A 16,381-nucleotide genomic window follows, 5' to 3' on the forward strand; every position below is an offset into this window, starting at 1 on the left:
TTGAAATAGGCGAAAAAGTGAACACACAGCAATTGGCGAAACTACGTACTGTGGTGCCTGAAATGAGACGGGTTAAACACATTCACTTTGTTGGCATCGGGGGTGCTGGCATGGGGGGTATCGCTGAAGTATTGGCTAATGAAGGCTATCAGATCAGTGGCTCTGATCTCACCTCCAACCCGGTCACAGATCAACTCAGTCAATTGAACGTGGAAATTTATTTTAATCATCAAGCAGAAAATGTACAGGGTGCGAGTGTTGTGGTGGTTTCTAGTGCTATTCCCGAAAATAATGTAGAAATAGTTGCCGCCCGAGCCGCCCGTATTCCAGTGATCCGGCGTGCGGAAATGCTGGCTGAATTAATGCGTTATCGCCATGGTATTGCGGTCGCCGGTACGCACGGTAAAACCACCACTACCGCGATGGTAGCCTGTATTTATGCCGACGCGGGGCTAGACCCCACTTTCGTTAATGGCGGACTGGTCAAAGCCGCAGGGGTTCATGCACGCTTAGGTTGTAGTCGTTATTTGATCGCCGAGGCCGATGAAAGTGATGCTTCTTTTCTCCATTTACAACCGATGGTGGCGATTGTAACCAACATCGAAGCAGACCATATGGGCACTTATCAAGGAAATTTTGAAAATTTAAAACAGACCTTCATTAATTTTTTACACCATTTACCTTTTTACGGCCGAGCGGTCATGTGTATCGATGATGCCAGAATACGTGAAATATTGCCGCGCATAGGTCGCCATATCACCACCTATGGTTTTAGTGATGATGCCGATATACAGATTAAAGATTATCAACAGCAACAAGCACAGGGATGTTTCACGCTGTGTCGGCCAGGTAAAACAGAGCTCAAGGTGATGTTGAACGCGCCAGGTTGCCACAATGCACTTAATGCAGCGGCAGCGATAGCGGTGGCAACAGAAGAAGGGATCAGTGATGATTGCATTCTAACAGCACTGGCCAATTTTCAAGGCACTGGACGCCGTTTTGATTTTCTTGGTCATTTTTCGCTCGAAAAGGTGAATGGCAAAAAAGGCAGTGTCATGTTGGTTGATGACTATGGCCATCACCCAACCGAAGTCGCTGTGACTATCAAAGCGGCTCGTGCTGGCTGGCCAGAAAAACGCATTGTGATGATTTTTCAGCCGCATCGTTATAGCCGTACCCATGATCTGTACGATGATTTTGCCAAGGTATTATCTGAAGTCGATGTGCTACTGATGCTTAACGTCTATGCCGCTGGAGAAAAACCCATTCCAGGTGCTGACAGCCGCTCACTGTGCCGCACGATACGTGTACGTAATCCTGATCAGTTAGAGCCGATTTTTATTTCAGACAATGAAGCCCTACTTGATATTTTAGCAAAACAGTTAAATGACAATGATCTGGTCTTAATTCAAGGAGCAGGCAACATTGGTAAAATCGCGCGCAATTTGACCGAATCAAAATTACAACCTGGGCGTAAAAATGAGGAAAAGCATGGCTGAAAAAATCGCGGTACTGCTCGGGGGGACTTCTGCTGAACGTGAAATATCATTGCTATCTGGCCAGGCCGTGTTAAAAGGCCTCATTGAAGCCGGAGTTGATGCGCATGCAGTAGACACGCGGGATGTGCCCGTGACCCAGTTAAAAGAACAGGGATTTAGTAAAGTATTTATCGCGCTCCATGGTCGCGGTGGTGAAGATGGTAGCTTACAAAAACAGTTGGCATCTCTACAACTACCCTATACTGGCAGTGATGCAGCCTCTTCCGCGCTGAGCATGGATAAATTACAAACAAAATTAAGATGGCAATCATTAGGCTTGCCCATAGCGCCCCATGTTGCTTTAACCTCTCAGCAATTTGCCACCCTTTCTTCTGGTGAATTAGCAAGACAGATCGCGGATCTTGGTTTTCCCCTTGTCGTGAAACCAAGCCATGAAGGCTCCAGCCTCGGGATGAGCAAAGTTAATGCGTTTAACGAATTGCTCCCCTCGCTAGAAAAAGCGTTCCGTTATGATGAGGAAGTACTGATTGAAAAATGGCTCAGTGGATCCGAGTTCACAGTAGCAATACTGGGAGAGCAAACGCTACCCTCAATTCGGATCCAGGCTCCCGGTATCTTTTATGATTACGATGCTAAGTATTTGTCGAATCAAACCCACTATTTTTGTCCAAGTGGCTTAAACGAAAAACAAGAGCAACAATTAGCAACGTTAGCAAAACAAGCTTATCAAGCGTTAGGTTGCAGTGGTTGGGGTAGAGTCGATGTGATGCAAGACAGTGATGCTAATTTTTATCTGTTGGAGGTGAATACCTCACCTGGTATGACGGAGCATAGTTTAGTCCCCATGGCGGCACGGCAGTATGGATTGAATTTTTCTCAGCTAGTGGTGCAAATTTTGGCATTGGCTGATATCGATATACCCAATGAATTTCAAGTTACGGCAAGGCGGCCAGGGGGTGAGACCGATGAGAGTAGACATACTACCTGATGAGGCGAGCACCCGCAGACAACAAAGCCGTAACTTGAAAAGCGAAGGGTATATGTCACAAGCTGCTCGAAACCCTCATCAGCACCAGACGAAAAAAAATAGAGAGGCGGGGAGTAACGGCGATAGAAAAAGGAAGCAATTCGGAGGGCTTCTTTTCTTGCTGATAATATTAGCAACCCTATTTTTGATGATGTGGGCCATCATCCACTGGATGAAAGGTGATGACCGTTTACCTTTATCAAAATTGGTGGTGATGGGCGAGCGTCATTTCACCACTGATGATGATATCCGCCACGCCATTTTAGCGCTAGGTTCGCCAGGTTCATTTATGAAACAGGATGTGAATGTGTTTCAGCAGCAGATTGAACGCTTACCTTGGATAAAACAAGTCAGCGTACGTAAGCAGTGGCCAGATGAATTAAAAATTCATTTAGTAGAATATGTGCCAATAGCACGTTGGAATGATTTTTATCTACTTGATAATGAAGGAAAGATATTTAGTGTGCCTTTGACACGTTTGGGTAACCGCGCACCTATGTTGCTTTATGGTCCAGAAGGTACTGAGCATGATCTGTTAAAGGGATACCGAGCGATCAATCCAATATTGGCTAGCAATAATTTCAGGTTAAAAATGGCTCAGATGAGTGCGCGTCATTCTTGGCAACTGGTTTTAGATAACGATGTTCGGCTCGAATTAGGTCGAAATGACCATATTGAACGTTTACAACGTTTTATTGAGTTGTATCCGTTGTTAGAAAAACAACCTGATAATAATAAAAAATTAAATTATATCGATTTACGTTATGACACCGGTGTTGCAGTAGGTTGGTCATCGATTTTGAGTAACCACCCAGATAGTCATCAGCAACAGATACAGGCAAAACAACCATGATCAAGTCAACAGACAGAAAACTGGTAGTGGGTCTTGAAATCGGTACAGCAAAAGTTTCTGTATTGGTTGGCGAGATTCTACCCGATGGCGTGATCAATATTATTGGTGTCGGTAACTGTCCTTCTAAAGGTATGGAAAAAGGGGGGGTTAACGATCTTGAATCCGTCGTAAAATGTGTACAACGTGCGATTGATCAGGCTGAATTAATGGCCGATTGCCAAATTTCTTCCGTCTATTTGGCGCTGTCGGGTAAACATATTAGTTGTCAAAATGAAATAGGGATGGTGCCCATTTCTGAAGAAGAAGTGACGCGGGAAGATGTAGAAAACGTAGTACATACGGCCAAATCGGTACGTGTACGTGATGAACATCGCATCTTACACGTTATTCCGCAAGAATATGCTATCGATTACCAAGAAGGCATCAAAAATCCAGTTGGGCTTTGTGGGGTACGGATGCAAGCGAAAGTTCATCTGATTACCTGTCATAACGATATGGCAAAAAATATTGTCAAAGCGGTTGAACGTTGCAATCTACAGGTTGATCAACTTATTTTTTCTGGTTTGGCAGCCAGTTATGCGGTATTAACCGAAGATGAACGTGAGCTCGGTGTTTGTGTCGTTGATATCGGCGGCGGCACTATGGATATGGCAATTTACACAGGAGGCGCGCTACGCTATAGCAAAGTGATCCCTTATGCCGGCAATGTGGTGACCAGTGATATTGCTTACGCTTTTGGCACTCCCCCTAGTGATGCAGAAACAATTAAAGTCAGATACGGATGCGCATTCGGATCTATTGTCAGCAAGGATGAAAGCGTAGAAGTACCCAGTGTCGGTGGCCGTCCTCCCCGCAGTCTGCAAAGACAGGTATTGGCGGAAGTCATTGAACCCCGTTACACAGAGTTACTTAATTTAGTTAATGAACAAATTTTACAGTTGCAGGAACAATTACGTCAGCAAGGGGTAAAACATCATCTTGCCGCCGGCGTTGTACTGACAGGGGGGGCCGCTCAGATTGATGGCCTGGTTACTTGCGCACAACGGGTATTCCATGCTCAAGTTCGCATTGGCCAACCTCTCAATATTACTGGGCTAACTGATTATGCGCAGGAGCCTTATTATTCTACTGCTGTTGGGTTATTGCACTATGGTAAAGAGAGTCACCTTAATGATGAATCAGATACAGAAAAACGTGCCTCAGTGTACAGTTGGTTTAAACGTATCAATAGCTGGCTGAGAAAAGAGTTTTAATGTCTTAACTTTATATTTCAACCAAGAGATTAAACTGGAGACAATTGTTGATCTCAAAAATACGTTGATCTCAAAGTAATAAGCGCAGAGCGGAGAAAAACTATGTTTGAACCGATGGAACTAACTAATGACGCGGTGATAAAAGTCATCGGCGTGGGTGGCGGCGGTAGTAATGCTGTTGAACACATGGTGCGTGAACAAATTGAAGGTGTTGAATTTTTTGCTATTAATACCGATGCTCAGGCTTTACGTAAATCGACAGTGGGACAGACAATACAAATTGGTAACGCTATTACCAAAGGCTTGGGAGCAGGAGCCAACCCTGAGGTAGGTCGTACTTCAGCTGAGGAAGATCGTGAAGCGTTGAAAACCGCTCTGGAGGGAGCCGATATGGTTTTTATTGCTGCCGGTATGGGCGGCGGCACAGGGACAGGGGCTGCGCCTGTCGTTGCCGAGGTGGCAAAAGAGCTGGGGATCTTAACTGTTGCTGTGGTGACTAAGCCTTTTAATTTTGAAGGTAAAAAAAGGATGGCGTTTGCCGAACAGGGAATTGCGGAATTATCGAAACATGTCGATTCTTTAATTACTATTCCTAATGACAAATTACTCAAAGTGCTCGGCAAAGGTATTTCTTTGCTCAATGCCTTCGGTGCCGCCAACGATGTATTAAAGGGCGCGGTACAGGGTATCGCTGAATTAATCACCCGCCCTGGCTTAATGAATGTCGATTTTGCTGACGTGCGTACTGTGATGTCGGAAATGGGCTACGCCATGATGGGTTCAGGCAAAGCACAGGGCGAAGACAGGGCAGAAAAAGCGGCGGAAACGGCGATCTCCAGCCCATTATTAGATGATATCGATTTGTCTGGCGCGCGAGGGGTACTGGTCAATATTACCGCCGGTTTTGACTTACGTTTGGATGAATTTGAAACTGTCGGTAACACTGTTCGTGCATTTGCATCAGACAATGCGACTGTGGTTATCGGTACCTCGTTAGATCCTAACATGAACGATGAATTGAGTGTTACTGTCGTGGCTACCGGTATTGGCATCGATAAACGACCTGAAATAACACTGGTGACCAACAAGAAAACTAAACCTTTGTTAGCACAGGGTTATCAGCAACCTGGATTGTCAGCATTATCACAAGAAGCCAAAGTGGGGGTAAAAGTATTGAATGATTCAACGGGGAGTAAAACTAATGTGACGCATAATAAAGAGCCTGATTACCTTGATATTCCCGCTTTCTTACGCAAGCAAGCCGATTAAATAGAATTTTGGTTAACATTACTGATCTCAGACAATAAAAAATAATATTCTGGCCTAATAAATTTGGACACTAAAGAAGGGAAAAATTTTAGTGAATAGAGAGTGAATAGATTAAGGTATAAAGAAGATGTCTACCCAGAAATGTACGCCAGAATTTAAACATGAAGTGGCTAACTTAGTGATTGAGCAAAATTACACAATTTCCCAAGCGAGTACGGCCATGGTTGTTAGCAAAAGTGTGTTAAGTAGTGTCGTCACGTAATAAAAAATATATTATCATGTAACAAATAACGACAACTGTTGAGATGATTCAATAATGAAAGATGATTCGGGAATGAATTTAGCCCATCGCCGCCACGATATATCCGATCATGTTTGGAGCCTATTGGAAGCTCATCTCCCGGGGAGAAAAGGCACTTGGGGTGGCATAGCCAGAGATAACAGGCAGTTTATTAATGCTGTTTTCTGGATATTGAGAACCGGCGCTCCCTGGCGTGATTTACCGCCTGATTATGGCGGTTGGAAAAATACTCATCGCCGGTTTTGCCGCTGGCGTGACAAGGGGCTATGGGAGTCTCTGCTCGAAGCGCTGATTGTGGAGCCAGATTTTGAATGGCTGATGATTGATGCCACTCATAGCAAAGTTCACCCTCATGCAGCAGGCGCAAAAGGCGGTAATCAGGATATGGAGCGCACAAAAGGGGGCTCAACAGTAAGATACATCTGGCCGTGGATGCGCATGGTATGCCGGTCAGAATTTTTATTACATCAGGTACCACAGCAGATTGTCAGCAAGCAACGAATTTAACCAAAGGTATTGCAGCAGAATATCTGTTGGCTGACAAGGGCTATGACAGTGATAACATCATTAAAAAAGCAGAAGAAGCCGGCATGCAAATCGTAATACCACCTAAAAAGAATCGTAAAATTCAACGTGAGTACGATAAAGCGCTCTACAAGCATCGACATCTCGTGGAAAATGCTTTTCTGCACCTAAAGCGCTGGCGAGGTATTGCTACTCGTTATGCAAAAAATACCTCCTCTTTTCTCGCTGCTGTACAAATACGATGCCTTGCTCTATGGCTCAAGATCTCATGACGACACTATATACGACAGTGGGTGAAACAATTACTCAGTGAAAAGAAAGGAAATACCCGTTTGACAAGCAAAGCGATAACAGCAGAGCAGCGACATATTCAATAACTTGAAGCCAGATTGCGCCAGGTTGAACGAGAAAAAGAAATACTAAAAAAGGCTTCTGCTCTCTTAATGTTGAACTCCTACAATCGGTTAGTCTGATTGATAAATTAAGTGAGCATTATACCCGAATGGAGTTGTGTCATGTCTTCGGCGTCAACCGAAGCAGCTACTACTATCAACGTAAACGTCAGCGAGAAGGTGACGCCGAACGCGAACGCCTGAAAATACGATTAACTGAACTTCATCAGGCTAGCCGAGAGTCTACAGGAGCCCGTATGTTATCAGTAGTGGGGTGGTCTTTTTCGACATCACCCGACAGTGAACTCACCCGACGGGCTCTCATGTTAGCTTATCAATCAAGAGGAAGACCTAAAGATGTCCTGTTTCACTCAGACCAAGGCTGTCATTACAGTAGCCTATCGTATAGACAACAGCTCTGGAAATATCAGATAAAACAGAGTATGAGCCGCCGGGGTAATTGTTGGGATAATGCCCCAATAGAGCGCTTTTTTGGCAGTTTAAAGTCAGAATGGATACCAAAACAGGGCTATAGTACCGTTCAACAAGCACAAGCTGATGTACTTCCCTACCTCACTCATTATTACAATCAAGTCAGGCTACATAGTGTTAATGATTACCAAACGCCAATGATTAAAGAATACCAGGCGGCATAAAACACCTGAATTTGTGTCCAAAATTATTTGACCAGAGCACGCCAACCCGTCGCTAAAGTGAAGAAAGTGGCATAATGCTATTGACTTAAAAGAGCAAATGAGCAAGGATAACAGGGTACGTTGCCGTGTCTGTGTTTTGACAGCGAGCAACTGTAAAACCCTAACTTTTGTGTTGGGGTTTTTGCGTTTTTATGAAACGTTGTCTGCACAAACATGAAGTGGCTGAAACGGTCATCAGTGAGATGACTCAGTGCTGTAACAAGGGAGAATCACGCCAATCTCACGAGAACACTGGCCAAGTGGAAGGAGCGTGAAAGTAAGTACGTTCTCCCAGCACAGCGGTAACCGAATGTCTAATTGTTAGTTAATGAGCCCCTGACAGTTAATTTTGTTTCTGATACAAGATCATTTAAACCCAGTAAAAATAGTGGGCTAAGATTATGTTGGATTGTTGCATCAAATTTTTACACTTTTATTTATGACTTGGCATCAACCTATCTAATCGTCTAGATAAATCGAATTTATCTTTCCAGCTTTTTAGAGTGTGTCTATTTATACCAGTCATGGTAGATAATATAAAAACTGTGACAGAATACTTATACATAATCCATTGTGCCAAAGCTATATGCTCTTCAGAAAAAAGTTCTTTTGTGGAGGCTCTCTCGTCATTAGCCTTTTTGAGAACAGCAATGGCACTAACTAACTCTTCGGACTGAATATTATTATTTAACGTTACTGGGGGTGTTGCCTTACTTTTCACTTTACGATAAAAATCTACCCACTCTTTGCATGATCTTTCACCATGACTGAAACCTAACTCAACCAATATTTCATAAACTTCCTTGGTATTGCCTCTTGCTAGACTACACACAAGTAATCTAAATAGTGGTGGTGTCTGTTTTCGTTTTTTTCCTTTATCATGTGGAGTAATATATTCAGCCCATTGTGTAACAATATTTTTCTGTGTAATTGGACAGTATCGATTGAAGTCTATTATTTGTTCCTTCATAACATGAACATCAAAAGAACGCTTTATTGCTCCGAAGAATGCAGATAAATTGCTTACATAATTTTTGATATCTTCATTTGAGAGGGTAATCTTTTGTTGTGTTAGAAGAGGATTTACATTAGTTATGTGTGCAGTACTTGTACTTGGATTATCTTCTTTCTTGGTTTTTTTGGACTCTGTTATTTCTTCAGCTACGTTATATGGATATTTCCTTTTGCCAGCATGCGCTTTTAAGCCTGGGTTTGGTGCATCTGTTGAAATCATGATAGATGTCGGGAACGTTTGCTTAGGGGAGGGACTAGTTTTAGTTTCTGGTCTGTCAATAAAACTACCCTGCCAGCCGTAAATTTCGTAGGCTGCTTCTAAAAGAATACTGATTCTTTTATCGTTAATTTTAGGCTCTAATTCGAAGTCGTACGCTTCTTTAAGCTTATCGGTTGATAAACCAAAATCATCTAGTTCTATTTGTGCGGGGTTTTCGCGAAAAGTATTTGATGATAGAAGTAATTTTTCCACTCTTTCATCTATAGATAAAATATACGTGAGTCCACTTTTTTGGTGTGCATGTACTGCTCTCATTTTTTCTAGACATTTTTTAATATATATTCCTGGTGAGTCAATAAACGTACCCTGCCAACCATAAATTTTGTTGGCTGCTTTACTCAACACCCTGATTCTTTTAGCGTTAGTTTTATATTCTAATTCGGCATTGCACTTTTTATTTAACTCATCATTTGATAAACCAAAATCATTTAGATTTATTTTTTGTATTTTTCACTAAAAATATCTGGTGATAGAAGTAATTCTCTCACTCTTTTATTTATAATATCAATATATATGCGTTCACTTTTTTGGTGTACTTTCTCTATTTTTTTTAGACATTTTTCAATATATCTATGTTGTTTTTTGATACTTACGGTAGCTTTATACTGGATTGGTGTATTACCTCCTCCGGTGATAGCTTTCATTGAAGTAAGTTCGCTAGTTTTGCTTTCATTTTTCGTATTATTTACTGGAAAATTTGCGGAAGATTGATTATTTAAGGGGTGTGATGAACCTGATACTGAACCTGGCATTTTACTTTTCTCTTTTATAATTAAATAAACCATAGCATTTCGTGCCATTAGACTAGAAACTTAATGGCATTGATTAACGCGATGATAATTAAAGGTATCAAATAACCATCAGACGATATAATTAATAAATATTTACTTTAAATATCGGAATCATGACATATTTTGACGAATCCATACCAAGGGACGTTATACCGAATTATTTTCTGACGTGCTTGCAAGAAACGCTTATTTTACGAACAAAAAAGACGCTATTGGCGGGGAAATCTTTACAGTAAATTTTTCTTTGTCACCCATTTTTACGGTGTCAAAAGATGGCCTCTACTGGCCTTTTTTATGAGATTTTATACAGGTGGCGCTACTCTACTCACTGGTTAAAGGGAGTAGAAAATAGACGTAGTTTACCGCTATTGCACTGCTACAGAAAAAGTGTCAACGCTACTTTAGATTGACCACTTTTTGCTACTTTAAAATGTCCAGTTTTTGCTAATTTTCCTGTTGGGTTTCTATTCCAGGCGCCTGGATAATATCAGTCGTTTTTATAGGCAACATGCCTGCTTTGCGTTTATTTTTGAGTCGATAGCTTTCTCCTTTAATATTCAATGTGGTTGAATGATGTAAAAGCCTGTCTAAAATCGCAGTTGCTAAAATGTGATCACCGAATACGTCCCCCCAATCAGTAAAACTTTTATTTGATGTGAGAATGATGCTCGCCTTTTCATAACGACGGCTCAATAACCTGAAAAATAGGCTAGCTTCTTCGCGATTCATCGGTAAATACCCGATTTCATCCAGTATTAATACCCTGGCATAGCACAGTTGCTGAAGTTGGCGTTCCAGACGGTTTTCTTGCTTTGCCTTCATTAAGGTACAGCAGAGTCTATCCAGAGGCATAAACAATACCCGATGCCCAGCTGTAGCTGCCTTGACAGCCAGCGCTATCGCCAAATGCGTTTTCCCTACCCCAGGTGGGCCTAACAAAATGACGTTTTCATGATGTTCGACAAACCTCAGCCCCGCCAGCTCGCGGATAATTTTCCTGTCTATACTTGGTTGGAAAGTAAAGTCAAATTGCTCCAAGGTTTTTATCCACGGCAAACGTGCTTGTTTTAACCGCGATTCCAAGCCTTTTTGGTGACGCCCGTTCCATTCCTGGGCTAATGCCTGCTGGAGAAATTCACGGTAGTTCAGTGCTTTCTTGGTGGCTTCTTCACATAAACTCTCCAACGCATCGCCCAGGTAATCCATTTTTAACCGTATCAACAAGTTTTCCATTTCCATCAGAGTAGCTCCTCATACACACTGAGCGAACGAGACGCTACTCGATTGACCTGTTGCCAAAGGGCTTGATGATGTTCTGGCACCTTTTGCCAGCCCTGCGTTACCTCCTGCAAGAGATGCGTCGCGAGCAGTTGCTCATCGCCGTAAATACGTAGCGTATTATCTAAACCGATACGAATATTAACCGCACGACCACACCAGAATGAAGGCACGCTATAGCGATTACCTCTGACATCGATATAGCTGTCCCATGCCACTTGTCGTAGGTCGAAGTAGCTGGTATCGAAATCAGTCGCAGGGAGTGGCATCAAGGCTATTTTTTCCTCAGCAAAACGATTTTCCGGTGTCTGCTTGAATTGACGAAGATGACGCTGGTCTGCCACTTTCGCCAGCCACATCGCTAGCAGTTGATTAACATGAGCGAAACTCTCAAACTGACGGTAGCGAGTGAAAAAATTGTGTTTAACATAGCCCACCATCCGTTCGGTTTTGCCTTTCGTTTGCGGTCGATAAGGCTTACAGGCGCGAGGGCTAAACCCATAGTGATTAGCCAGTTGCAGGAAGCCCGCATTGAACTCGATGTGGCCATTTTGTCCATGTTTGATAACAGCGGCTTTTTGGTTATCTACCAAGACATTTTTTACGCTGCCACCGAAGTAATTGAAGCTGCGAACCAGCGATTCATACGTGTGCTCAGCATCTTGCTTAGGGGCAGCAAAGACATGAAAGCGACGCGAAAAACCGAGCGTATTAACGGCAAAATTAACCGTACAGGCAGAGCCTGCCACCTCAACGATGATTTCTCCCCAATCGTGTTGAAGTTGATAACCGGGGAGGGTTTCAAAGCGTACCGTGTTTTTCGAGGCCCTGAGCGGACGTTTGGGATGTATATAACGTCGGAGCATCGCACTCCCACCCCGGTAGCCTTTTTCACGGATTTCCTCAAAAATAACCGCCGCATTCCAAACCTGTTCACTCAACCTTGAATCGATGTAGTCTTTAAAGGGCTCGAGTTTAGCAACCTGTTTTTTACCGCGTTTTGCTGTTGGCGGCGCAGGATAGCTAATGTGCCGTCTCACCGTTTTTTCTGAACACCCTATCTGATGGGCAATATCAACAATAAATGCCCCCTGTTGATGGCGTTGTTTTATCATGTAGTGGTCCTCTCTTCTTAGCATGCTTATTTCCCTCATGGCTTTGTCACCACAAAGGAAACTGCATTCTGGCTTGAGTGGACAAATTAAATTAGCAATTTACGGTCTTTTATCATTAGCGCTGACAAAAGCGTCATCTTCCTCAATCGCTGCAATTCCTCTTTCTTTAAAGTAGAAGAAACTGCCGGTTTTTCTGTCTGAGAGGGAACGATTTTTTGTACCGTAGGCGGTTGTGCGAGACATCTTATTTTGGGCATCACTCTCCCCCAATACATTTCACACCCCGGCCAGTCTTCTTGAGAAGCTAGCACAGACATCGGCAACAGCAAAATGGATAATATCGTTAAATACGTTTTTATCTTGTTCATTTCATACTCCTTTTTCTATCTATTTCTAACTATCTTACATGTTAAATCTCACCATAATAGGTGAGAAAAGAATAGCCGAAAAAAACTGAATGGAGGTTTCTCAGGCTTATTTTTATCAGAGGAACGAACCAAGGTTGTTTGCTTTTCAATTTTTTCTTGGTCTTCACACACAGGTATGGGACCAAAAAAAGTCATCTTCCACGTAGTGGCGTTACAAACAGAAGACGCCCATGCAGACACTGCTAATGAAAATAATAATAAAATAAGTAACAGTTTCAAGAATGTTGTTATTTTTTTCATCGGATCATTTCCTGTTAGCCTCATTTAATCGGTACTGGTTTTTGATCTCTTATTAGCATAGTCACCAGAAAAGCAATTTTCCCTTTCAATTTTTATTACCTGTTTATTATTTAACGTTATGGAAACCCTGAAAAACCGAAATGAATGCAATATTTTGAGCTAAGCCTTTGTAACGCACTTTTCTAAAGTTGAACTGGCATTTTAATACACGGAAGGGGTGTTCTACTTTAGCCCGGATTTTCGCGTTGAGACTTTGCTGATGCCGATGTTTTTCCCATACCTGCTGCTCCTGCCCGGGCAAGGCCAATACCCTCCGTCGGAGGATGTGCCAGGTGACCACGCTAACCGGCATCACCATGAACAACCTCTTCTTGGCCGTGAAGAAGGTGATGAACTTGCGTCACATCGGCTACATTCGCCGAGGTTCCCACCAGGGAATGCACCAGCCCCGTCTGTGCATCCACGCCAATATGCGCTTTCATGCCAAAGTAGCACTGATTGCCTTTACGGGTGGCTTTCATGTCTGGCTCACGAGTATTTTGCCGGTTTTGAGTTGAACTGGGTGCATGAATAATCGTAGCATCGACAATGCTACCCCGTTTGATAAATAGCTGAAGCGAAGCTAAATGCGTATTAACTTCTTCAAACAGCGCTTCACTTGGGGTAATGACGACTGAATTTGGCCAGAATCTTTTCCCGGGGAACTATCCTATTCATTTGCGCTTAAAAGTCGGCTCGTCTCGTCGATTTCGTTTTCATTTCACTATTAACCTAAAAAAATTATTGCTAACAGAATAGACTACTTTTAGCGGTTTTTCAGGGCTTCCATATGGCATAAGCGGTATAAATTGATTTAAAATAAAGGTGCAGAAAACAAGGTATGGATATCACATTGGCGCTTTCTGCGAAGGGCTTTTGCTTGAGCCCATTTATGCTCAATGGGGTTCATATCAGGAGAATAAGTGGGAAGATATTCGAGAATAAAGCCGGCTTTCTGTATAGCAGCCTGGGTGTCTTGACGTTTATGGAAGCTGACATTATCCATTACGATGACAGCCCCTTGGGGAGATTTTGGTAGTAAGTCTTGCATGTGTCAGCGCTAATGATAAAAGACCGTAAATTGCTAATTTAATTTGTCCACTCAAGCCAGAATGCAGTTTCCTTTGTGGTGACAAAGCCATGAGGGAAATAAGCATGCTAAGAAGAGAGGACCACTACATGATAAAACAACGCCATCAACAGGGGGCATTTATTGTTGATATTGCCCATCAGATAGGGTGTTCAGAAAAAACGGTGAGACGGCACATTAGCTATCCTGCGCCGCCAACAGCAAAACGCGGTAAAAAACAGGTTGCTAAACTCGAGCCCTTTAAAGACTACATCGATTCAAGGTTGAGTGAACAGGTTTGGAATGCGGCGGTTATTTTTGAGGAAATCCGTGAAAAAGGCTACCGGGGTGGGAGTGCGATGCTCCGACGTTATATACATCCCAAACGTCCGCTCAGGGCCTCGAAAAACACGGTACGCTTTGAAACCCTCCCCGGTTATCAACTTCAACACGATTGGGGAGAAATCATCGTTGAGGTGGCAGGCTCTGCCTGTACGGTTAATTTTGCCGTTAATACGCTCGGTTTTTCGCGTCGCTTTCATGTCTTTGCTGCCCCTAAGCAAGATGCTGAGCACACGTATGAATCGCTGGTTCGCAGCTTCAATTACTTCGGTGGCAGCGTAAAAAATGTCTTGGTAGATAACCAAAAAGCCGCTGTTATCAAACATGGACAAAATGGCCACATCGAGTTCAATGCGGGCTTCCTGCAACTGGCTAATCACTATGGGTTTAGCCCTCGCGCCTGTAAGCCTTATCGACCGCAAACGAAAGGCAAAACCGAACGGATGGTGGGCTATGTTAAACACAATTTTTTCACTCGCTACCGTCAGTTTGAGAGTTTCGCTCATGTTAATCAACTGCTAGCGATGTGGCTGGCGAAAGTGGCAGACCAGCGTCATCTTCGTCAATTCAAGCAGACACCGGAAAATCGTTTTGCTGAGGAAAAAATAGCCTTGATGCCACTCCCTGCGACTGATTTCGATACCAGCTACTTCGACCTACGACAAGTGGCATGGGACAGCTATATCGATGTCAGAGGTAATCGCTATAGCGTGCCTTCATTCTGGTGTGGTCGTGCGGTTAATATTCGTATCGGTTTAGATAATACGCTACGTATTTACGGCGATGAGCAACTGCTCGCGACGCATCTCTTGCAGGAGGTAACGCAGGGCTGGCAAAAGGTGCCAGAACATCATCAAGCCCTTTGGCAACAGGTCAATCGAGTAGCGTCTCGTTCGCTCAGTGTGTATGAGGAGCTACTCTGATGGAAATGGAAAACTTGTTGATACGGTTAAAAATGGATTACCTGGGCGATGCGTTGGAGAGTTTATGTGAAGAAGCCACCAAGAAAGCACTGAACTACCGTGAATTTCTCCAGCAGGCATTAGCCCAGGAATGGAACGGGCGTCACCAAAAAGGCTTGGAATCGCGGTTAAAACAAGCACGTTTGCCGTGGATAAAAACCTTGGAGCAATTTGACTTTACTTTCCAACCAAGTATAGACAGGAAAATTATCCGCGAGCTGGCGGGGCTGAGGTTTGTCGAACATCATGAAAACGTCATTTTGTTAGGCCCACCTGGGGTAGGGAAAACGCATTTGGCGATAGCGCTGGCTGTCAAGGCAGCTACAGCTGGGCATCGGGTATTGTTTATGCCTCTGGATAGACTCTGCTGTACCTTAATGAAGGCAAAGCAAGAAAACCGTCTGGAACGCCAACTTCAGCAACTGTGCTATGCCAGGGTATTAATACTGGATGAAATCGGGTATTTACCGATGAATCGCGAAGAAGCTAGCCTATTTTTCAGGTTATTGAGCCGTCGTTATGAAAAGGCGAGCATCATTCTCACATCAAATAAAAGTTTTACTGATTGGGGGGACGTATTCGGTGATCACATTTTAGCAACTGCGATTTTAGACAGGCTTTTACATCATTCAACCACATTGAATATTAAAGGAGAAAGCTATCGACTCAAAAATAAACGCAAAGCAGGCATGTTGCCTATAAAAACGACTGATATTATCCAGGCGCCTGGAATAGAAACCCAACAGGAAAATTAGCAAAAACTGGACATTTTAAAGTAGCAAAAAGTGGTCAATCTAAAGTAGCGTTGACACATGACCCAGGCATGAAAAATATCGCTGTTGATATGGCAATCGAAGGTACAAACGGTGGTTAATTTTCCGTTAAGCTGGGCACCAATAACGTTAGTACGTGCTTTGGCATGCCAATCGTGTTGGCCGTAACAGCGCTTACCTTTCATTGAATCACCATAAAGACGTGGCATATCATGGGCAAAACCGCTTTCATCCAC

17 protein-coding genes and 4 pseudogenes are annotated in these 16,381 nt (G+C 43.2%); 11 read left to right on the top strand and 10 right to left on the bottom strand.

What is annotated here, in order from left to right; translation table 11 throughout:
- Positions 1 to 17: 17 nt before the first annotated feature.
- The 8 genes and pseudogenes from murC to AACL30_RS01095 form a co-directional block, all read left to right on the top strand.
- Positions 18 to 1,499 carry a UDP-N-acetylmuramate--L-alanine ligase gene (murC, locus tag AACL30_RS01060; protein ID WP_339057517.1) on the top strand — a complete coding sequence of 494 codons (1,482 nt, stop codon included), beginning with the start codon at positions 18 to 20 and terminating at the stop codon, positions 1,497 to 1,499.
- Positions 1,492 to 2,409 (top strand): annotated as a pseudogene (locus AACL30_RS01065) (D-alanine--D-alanine ligase); the annotation flags it as partial. The gene murC and the pseudogene AACL30_RS01065, both read left to right, overlap by 8 nt.
- A 130-nt stretch (positions 2,410 to 2,539) precedes the next feature.
- A complete protein-coding gene (ftsQ, locus tag AACL30_RS01070; protein WP_339058371.1) occupies positions 2,540 to 3,379 on the top strand; it encodes a cell division protein FtsQ in 840 nt (279 codons plus the stop codon).
- Positions 3,376 to 4,632 (top strand): cell division protein FtsA, encoded by a 1,257-nt coding sequence (gene ftsA, locus AACL30_RS01075; protein WP_339057518.1) that lies wholly within the window; start codon positions 3,376 to 3,378, stop codon positions 4,630 to 4,632. Before ftsQ ends, ftsA begins: the two co-directional genes overlap by 4 nt.
- 102 nt (positions 4,633 to 4,734) lie before the next feature.
- A complete protein-coding gene (gene ftsZ, locus AACL30_RS01080) occupies positions 4,735 to 5,901 on the top strand; it encodes a cell division protein FtsZ (protein WP_339057519.1) in 1,167 nt (388 codons plus the stop codon).
- A gap of 127 nt (positions 5,902 to 6,028) precedes the next feature.
- Complete coding sequence (locus tag AACL30_RS01085; protein ID WP_339057520.1) at positions 6,029 to 6,163, top strand: hypothetical protein; 135 nt, start codon at positions 6,029 to 6,031, stop codon at positions 6,161 to 6,163.
- Between the two features lie 72 nt (positions 6,164 to 6,235).
- Positions 6,236 to 6,999 (top strand): IS5 family transposase gene (locus AACL30_RS01090; RefSeq protein ID WP_422389587.1). Its coding sequence is split into 2 segments (ribosomal slippage): positions 6,236 to 6,596 and positions 6,596 to 6,999, totalling 765 coding nucleotides; the frame shifts between segments, so codons are not numbered across the junction.
- A gap of 389 nt (positions 7,000 to 7,388) precedes the next feature.
- Positions 7,389 to 7,775 (top strand): annotated as a pseudogene (locus AACL30_RS01095) (integrase core domain-containing protein); the annotation flags it as partial.
- A 472-nt stretch (positions 7,776 to 8,247) separates the two neighbouring features.
- On the opposite strand, the gene AACL30_RS01100 reads toward AACL30_RS01095, so the two are convergent.
- The 4 genes from AACL30_RS01100 to istA (AACL30_RS01115) all read right to left on the bottom strand — a co-directional run bounded on the left by AACL30_RS01100 (position 8,248) and on the right by istA (AACL30_RS01115) (position 12,316).
- Positions 8,248 to 9,450 (bottom strand): hypothetical protein, encoded by a 1,203-nt coding sequence (locus tag AACL30_RS01100; RefSeq protein WP_339057522.1) that lies wholly within the window; start codon positions 9,448 to 9,450, stop codon positions 8,248 to 8,250.
- Between the two features lie 92 nt (positions 9,451 to 9,542).
- On the bottom strand, positions 9,543 to 9,908 hold the full coding sequence (locus tag AACL30_RS01105; protein WP_339057523.1) for a hypothetical protein: 366 nt from the start codon (positions 9,906 to 9,908) through the stop codon (positions 9,543 to 9,545).
- A gap of 435 nt (positions 9,909 to 10,343) precedes the next feature.
- A complete protein-coding gene (istB, locus tag AACL30_RS01110; RefSeq protein WP_339058365.1) occupies positions 10,344 to 11,141 on the bottom strand; it encodes an IS21-like element helper ATPase IstB in 798 nt (265 codons plus the stop codon).
- Positions 11,138 to 12,316 carry an IS21 family transposase gene (gene istA / locus AACL30_RS01115; protein WP_339056344.1) on the bottom strand — a complete coding sequence of 393 codons (1,179 nt, stop codon included), beginning with the start codon at positions 12,314 to 12,316 and terminating at the stop codon, positions 11,138 to 11,140. The genes istB (AACL30_RS01110) and istA (AACL30_RS01115) overlap by 4 nt, the downstream gene beginning before the upstream one ends.
- On the opposite strand from istA (AACL30_RS01115), the gene AACL30_RS01120 reads away from it, so the two are divergent.
- Complete coding sequence (locus AACL30_RS01120; protein WP_339057524.1) at positions 12,315 to 12,467, top strand: hypothetical protein; 153 nt, start codon at positions 12,315 to 12,317, stop codon at positions 12,465 to 12,467. The two genes, istA (AACL30_RS01115) and AACL30_RS01120, sit on opposite strands and share 2 nt — an antisense overlap.
- Positions 12,468 to 12,708: 241 nt before the next feature.
- On the opposite strand, the gene AACL30_RS01125 is transcribed toward AACL30_RS01120, so the two are convergent.
- The 5 genes and pseudogenes from AACL30_RS01125 to AACL30_RS01145 form a co-directional block, all read right to left on the bottom strand.
- Positions 12,709 to 12,960 carry a hypothetical protein gene (locus AACL30_RS01125; RefSeq protein ID WP_339057525.1) on the bottom strand — a complete coding sequence of 84 codons (252 nt, stop codon included), beginning with the start codon at positions 12,958 to 12,960 and terminating at the stop codon, positions 12,709 to 12,711.
- Positions 12,961 to 13,105: 145 nt separating this feature from the next.
- Positions 13,106 to 13,204, bottom strand: a pseudogene (locus AACL30_RS16270) (transposase); the annotation flags it as partial.
- A 98-nt stretch (positions 13,205 to 13,302) separates the two neighbouring features.
- Positions 13,303 to 13,556 (bottom strand): annotated as a pseudogene (locus tag AACL30_RS01135) (transposase); the annotation flags it as partial.
- A gap of 257 nt (positions 13,557 to 13,813) precedes the next feature.
- On the bottom strand, positions 13,814 to 14,005 hold the full coding sequence (locus AACL30_RS01140) for a transposase (protein ID WP_339057527.1): 192 nt from the start codon (positions 14,003 to 14,005) through the stop codon (positions 13,814 to 13,816).
- Positions 13,998 to 14,156: a hypothetical protein gene (locus AACL30_RS01145; protein WP_339057528.1), complete on the bottom strand. Its 159-nt coding sequence runs from the start codon at positions 14,154 to 14,156 to the stop codon at positions 13,998 to 14,000. Before AACL30_RS01145 ends, AACL30_RS01140 begins: the two co-directional genes overlap by 8 nt.
- On the opposite strand from AACL30_RS01145, the gene istA (AACL30_RS01150) reads away from it, so the two are divergent.
- Together istA (AACL30_RS01150) and istB (AACL30_RS01155) are read left to right on the top strand one after the other, a co-directional pair.
- Positions 14,155 to 15,333 (top strand): IS21 family transposase, encoded by a 1,179-nt coding sequence (istA, locus tag AACL30_RS01150; protein ID WP_339056344.1) that lies wholly within the window; start codon positions 14,155 to 14,157, stop codon positions 15,331 to 15,333. The two genes, AACL30_RS01145 and istA (AACL30_RS01150), sit on opposite strands and share 2 nt — an antisense overlap.
- A complete protein-coding gene (gene istB, locus AACL30_RS01155) occupies positions 15,330 to 16,127 on the top strand; it encodes an IS21-like element helper ATPase IstB (protein WP_339058365.1) in 798 nt (265 codons plus the stop codon). Before istA (AACL30_RS01150) ends, istB (AACL30_RS01155) begins: the two co-directional genes overlap by 4 nt.
- Here istB (AACL30_RS01155) and AACL30_RS01160 read toward each other — a convergent pair.
- Complete coding sequence (locus tag AACL30_RS01160) at positions 16,124 to 16,381, bottom strand: transposase (RefSeq protein ID WP_339057529.1); 258 nt, start codon at positions 16,379 to 16,381, stop codon at positions 16,124 to 16,126. The genes istB (AACL30_RS01155) and AACL30_RS01160 overlap by 4 nt on opposite strands.

The sequence above is a fragment of the Candidatus Regiella endosymbiont of Tuberolachnus salignus genome (assembly GCF_964020115.1).
Lineage (GTDB): Bacteria > Pseudomonadota > Gammaproteobacteria > Enterobacterales > Enterobacteriaceae > Regiella > Regiella insecticola.

Excerpts from the sequence above, each read along its gene's own strand:
- ftsQ (WP_339058371.1), top strand. The coding sequence starts at position 2,540 with ATGTCACAAGCTGCTCGAAACCCTCATCAGCACCAGACGAAAAAAAAT.
- ftsA (WP_339057518.1), top strand. The coding sequence starts at position 3,376 with ATGATCAAGTCAACAGACAGAAAACTGGTAGTGGGTCTTGAAATCGGT.
- ftsZ (WP_339057519.1), top strand. The coding sequence starts at position 4,735 with ATGTTTGAACCGATGGAACTAACTAATGACGCGGTGATAAAAGTCATC.
- AACL30_RS01085 (WP_339057520.1), top strand. The coding sequence starts at position 6,029 with ATGTCTACCCAGAAATGTACGCCAGAATTTAAACATGAAGTGGCTAAC.
- AACL30_RS01105 (WP_339057523.1), bottom strand. The coding sequence starts at position 9,908 with ATGGCACGAAATGCTATGGTTTATTTAATTATAAAAGAGAAAAGTAAA.
- AACL30_RS01120 (WP_339057524.1), top strand. The coding sequence starts at position 12,315 with ATGCTTATTTCCCTCATGGCTTTGTCACCACAAAGGAAACTGCATTCT.
- istA (WP_339056344.1), bottom strand. The coding sequence starts at position 12,316 with ATGCTAAGAAGAGAGGACCACTACATGATAAAACAACGCCATCAACAG.
- AACL30_RS01125 (WP_339057525.1), bottom strand. The coding sequence starts at position 12,960 with ATGAAAAAAATAACAACATTCTTGAAACTGTTACTTATTTTATTATTA.
- AACL30_RS01140 (WP_339057527.1), bottom strand. The coding sequence starts at position 14,005 with ATGGATAATGTCAGCTTCCATAAACGTCAAGACACCCAGGCTGCTATA.
- istA (WP_339056344.1), top strand. The coding sequence starts at position 14,155 with ATGCTAAGAAGAGAGGACCACTACATGATAAAACAACGCCATCAACAG.
- AACL30_RS01145 (WP_339057528.1), bottom strand. The coding sequence starts at position 14,156 with ATGCTTATTTCCCTCATGGCTTTGTCACCACAAAGGAAACTGCATTCT.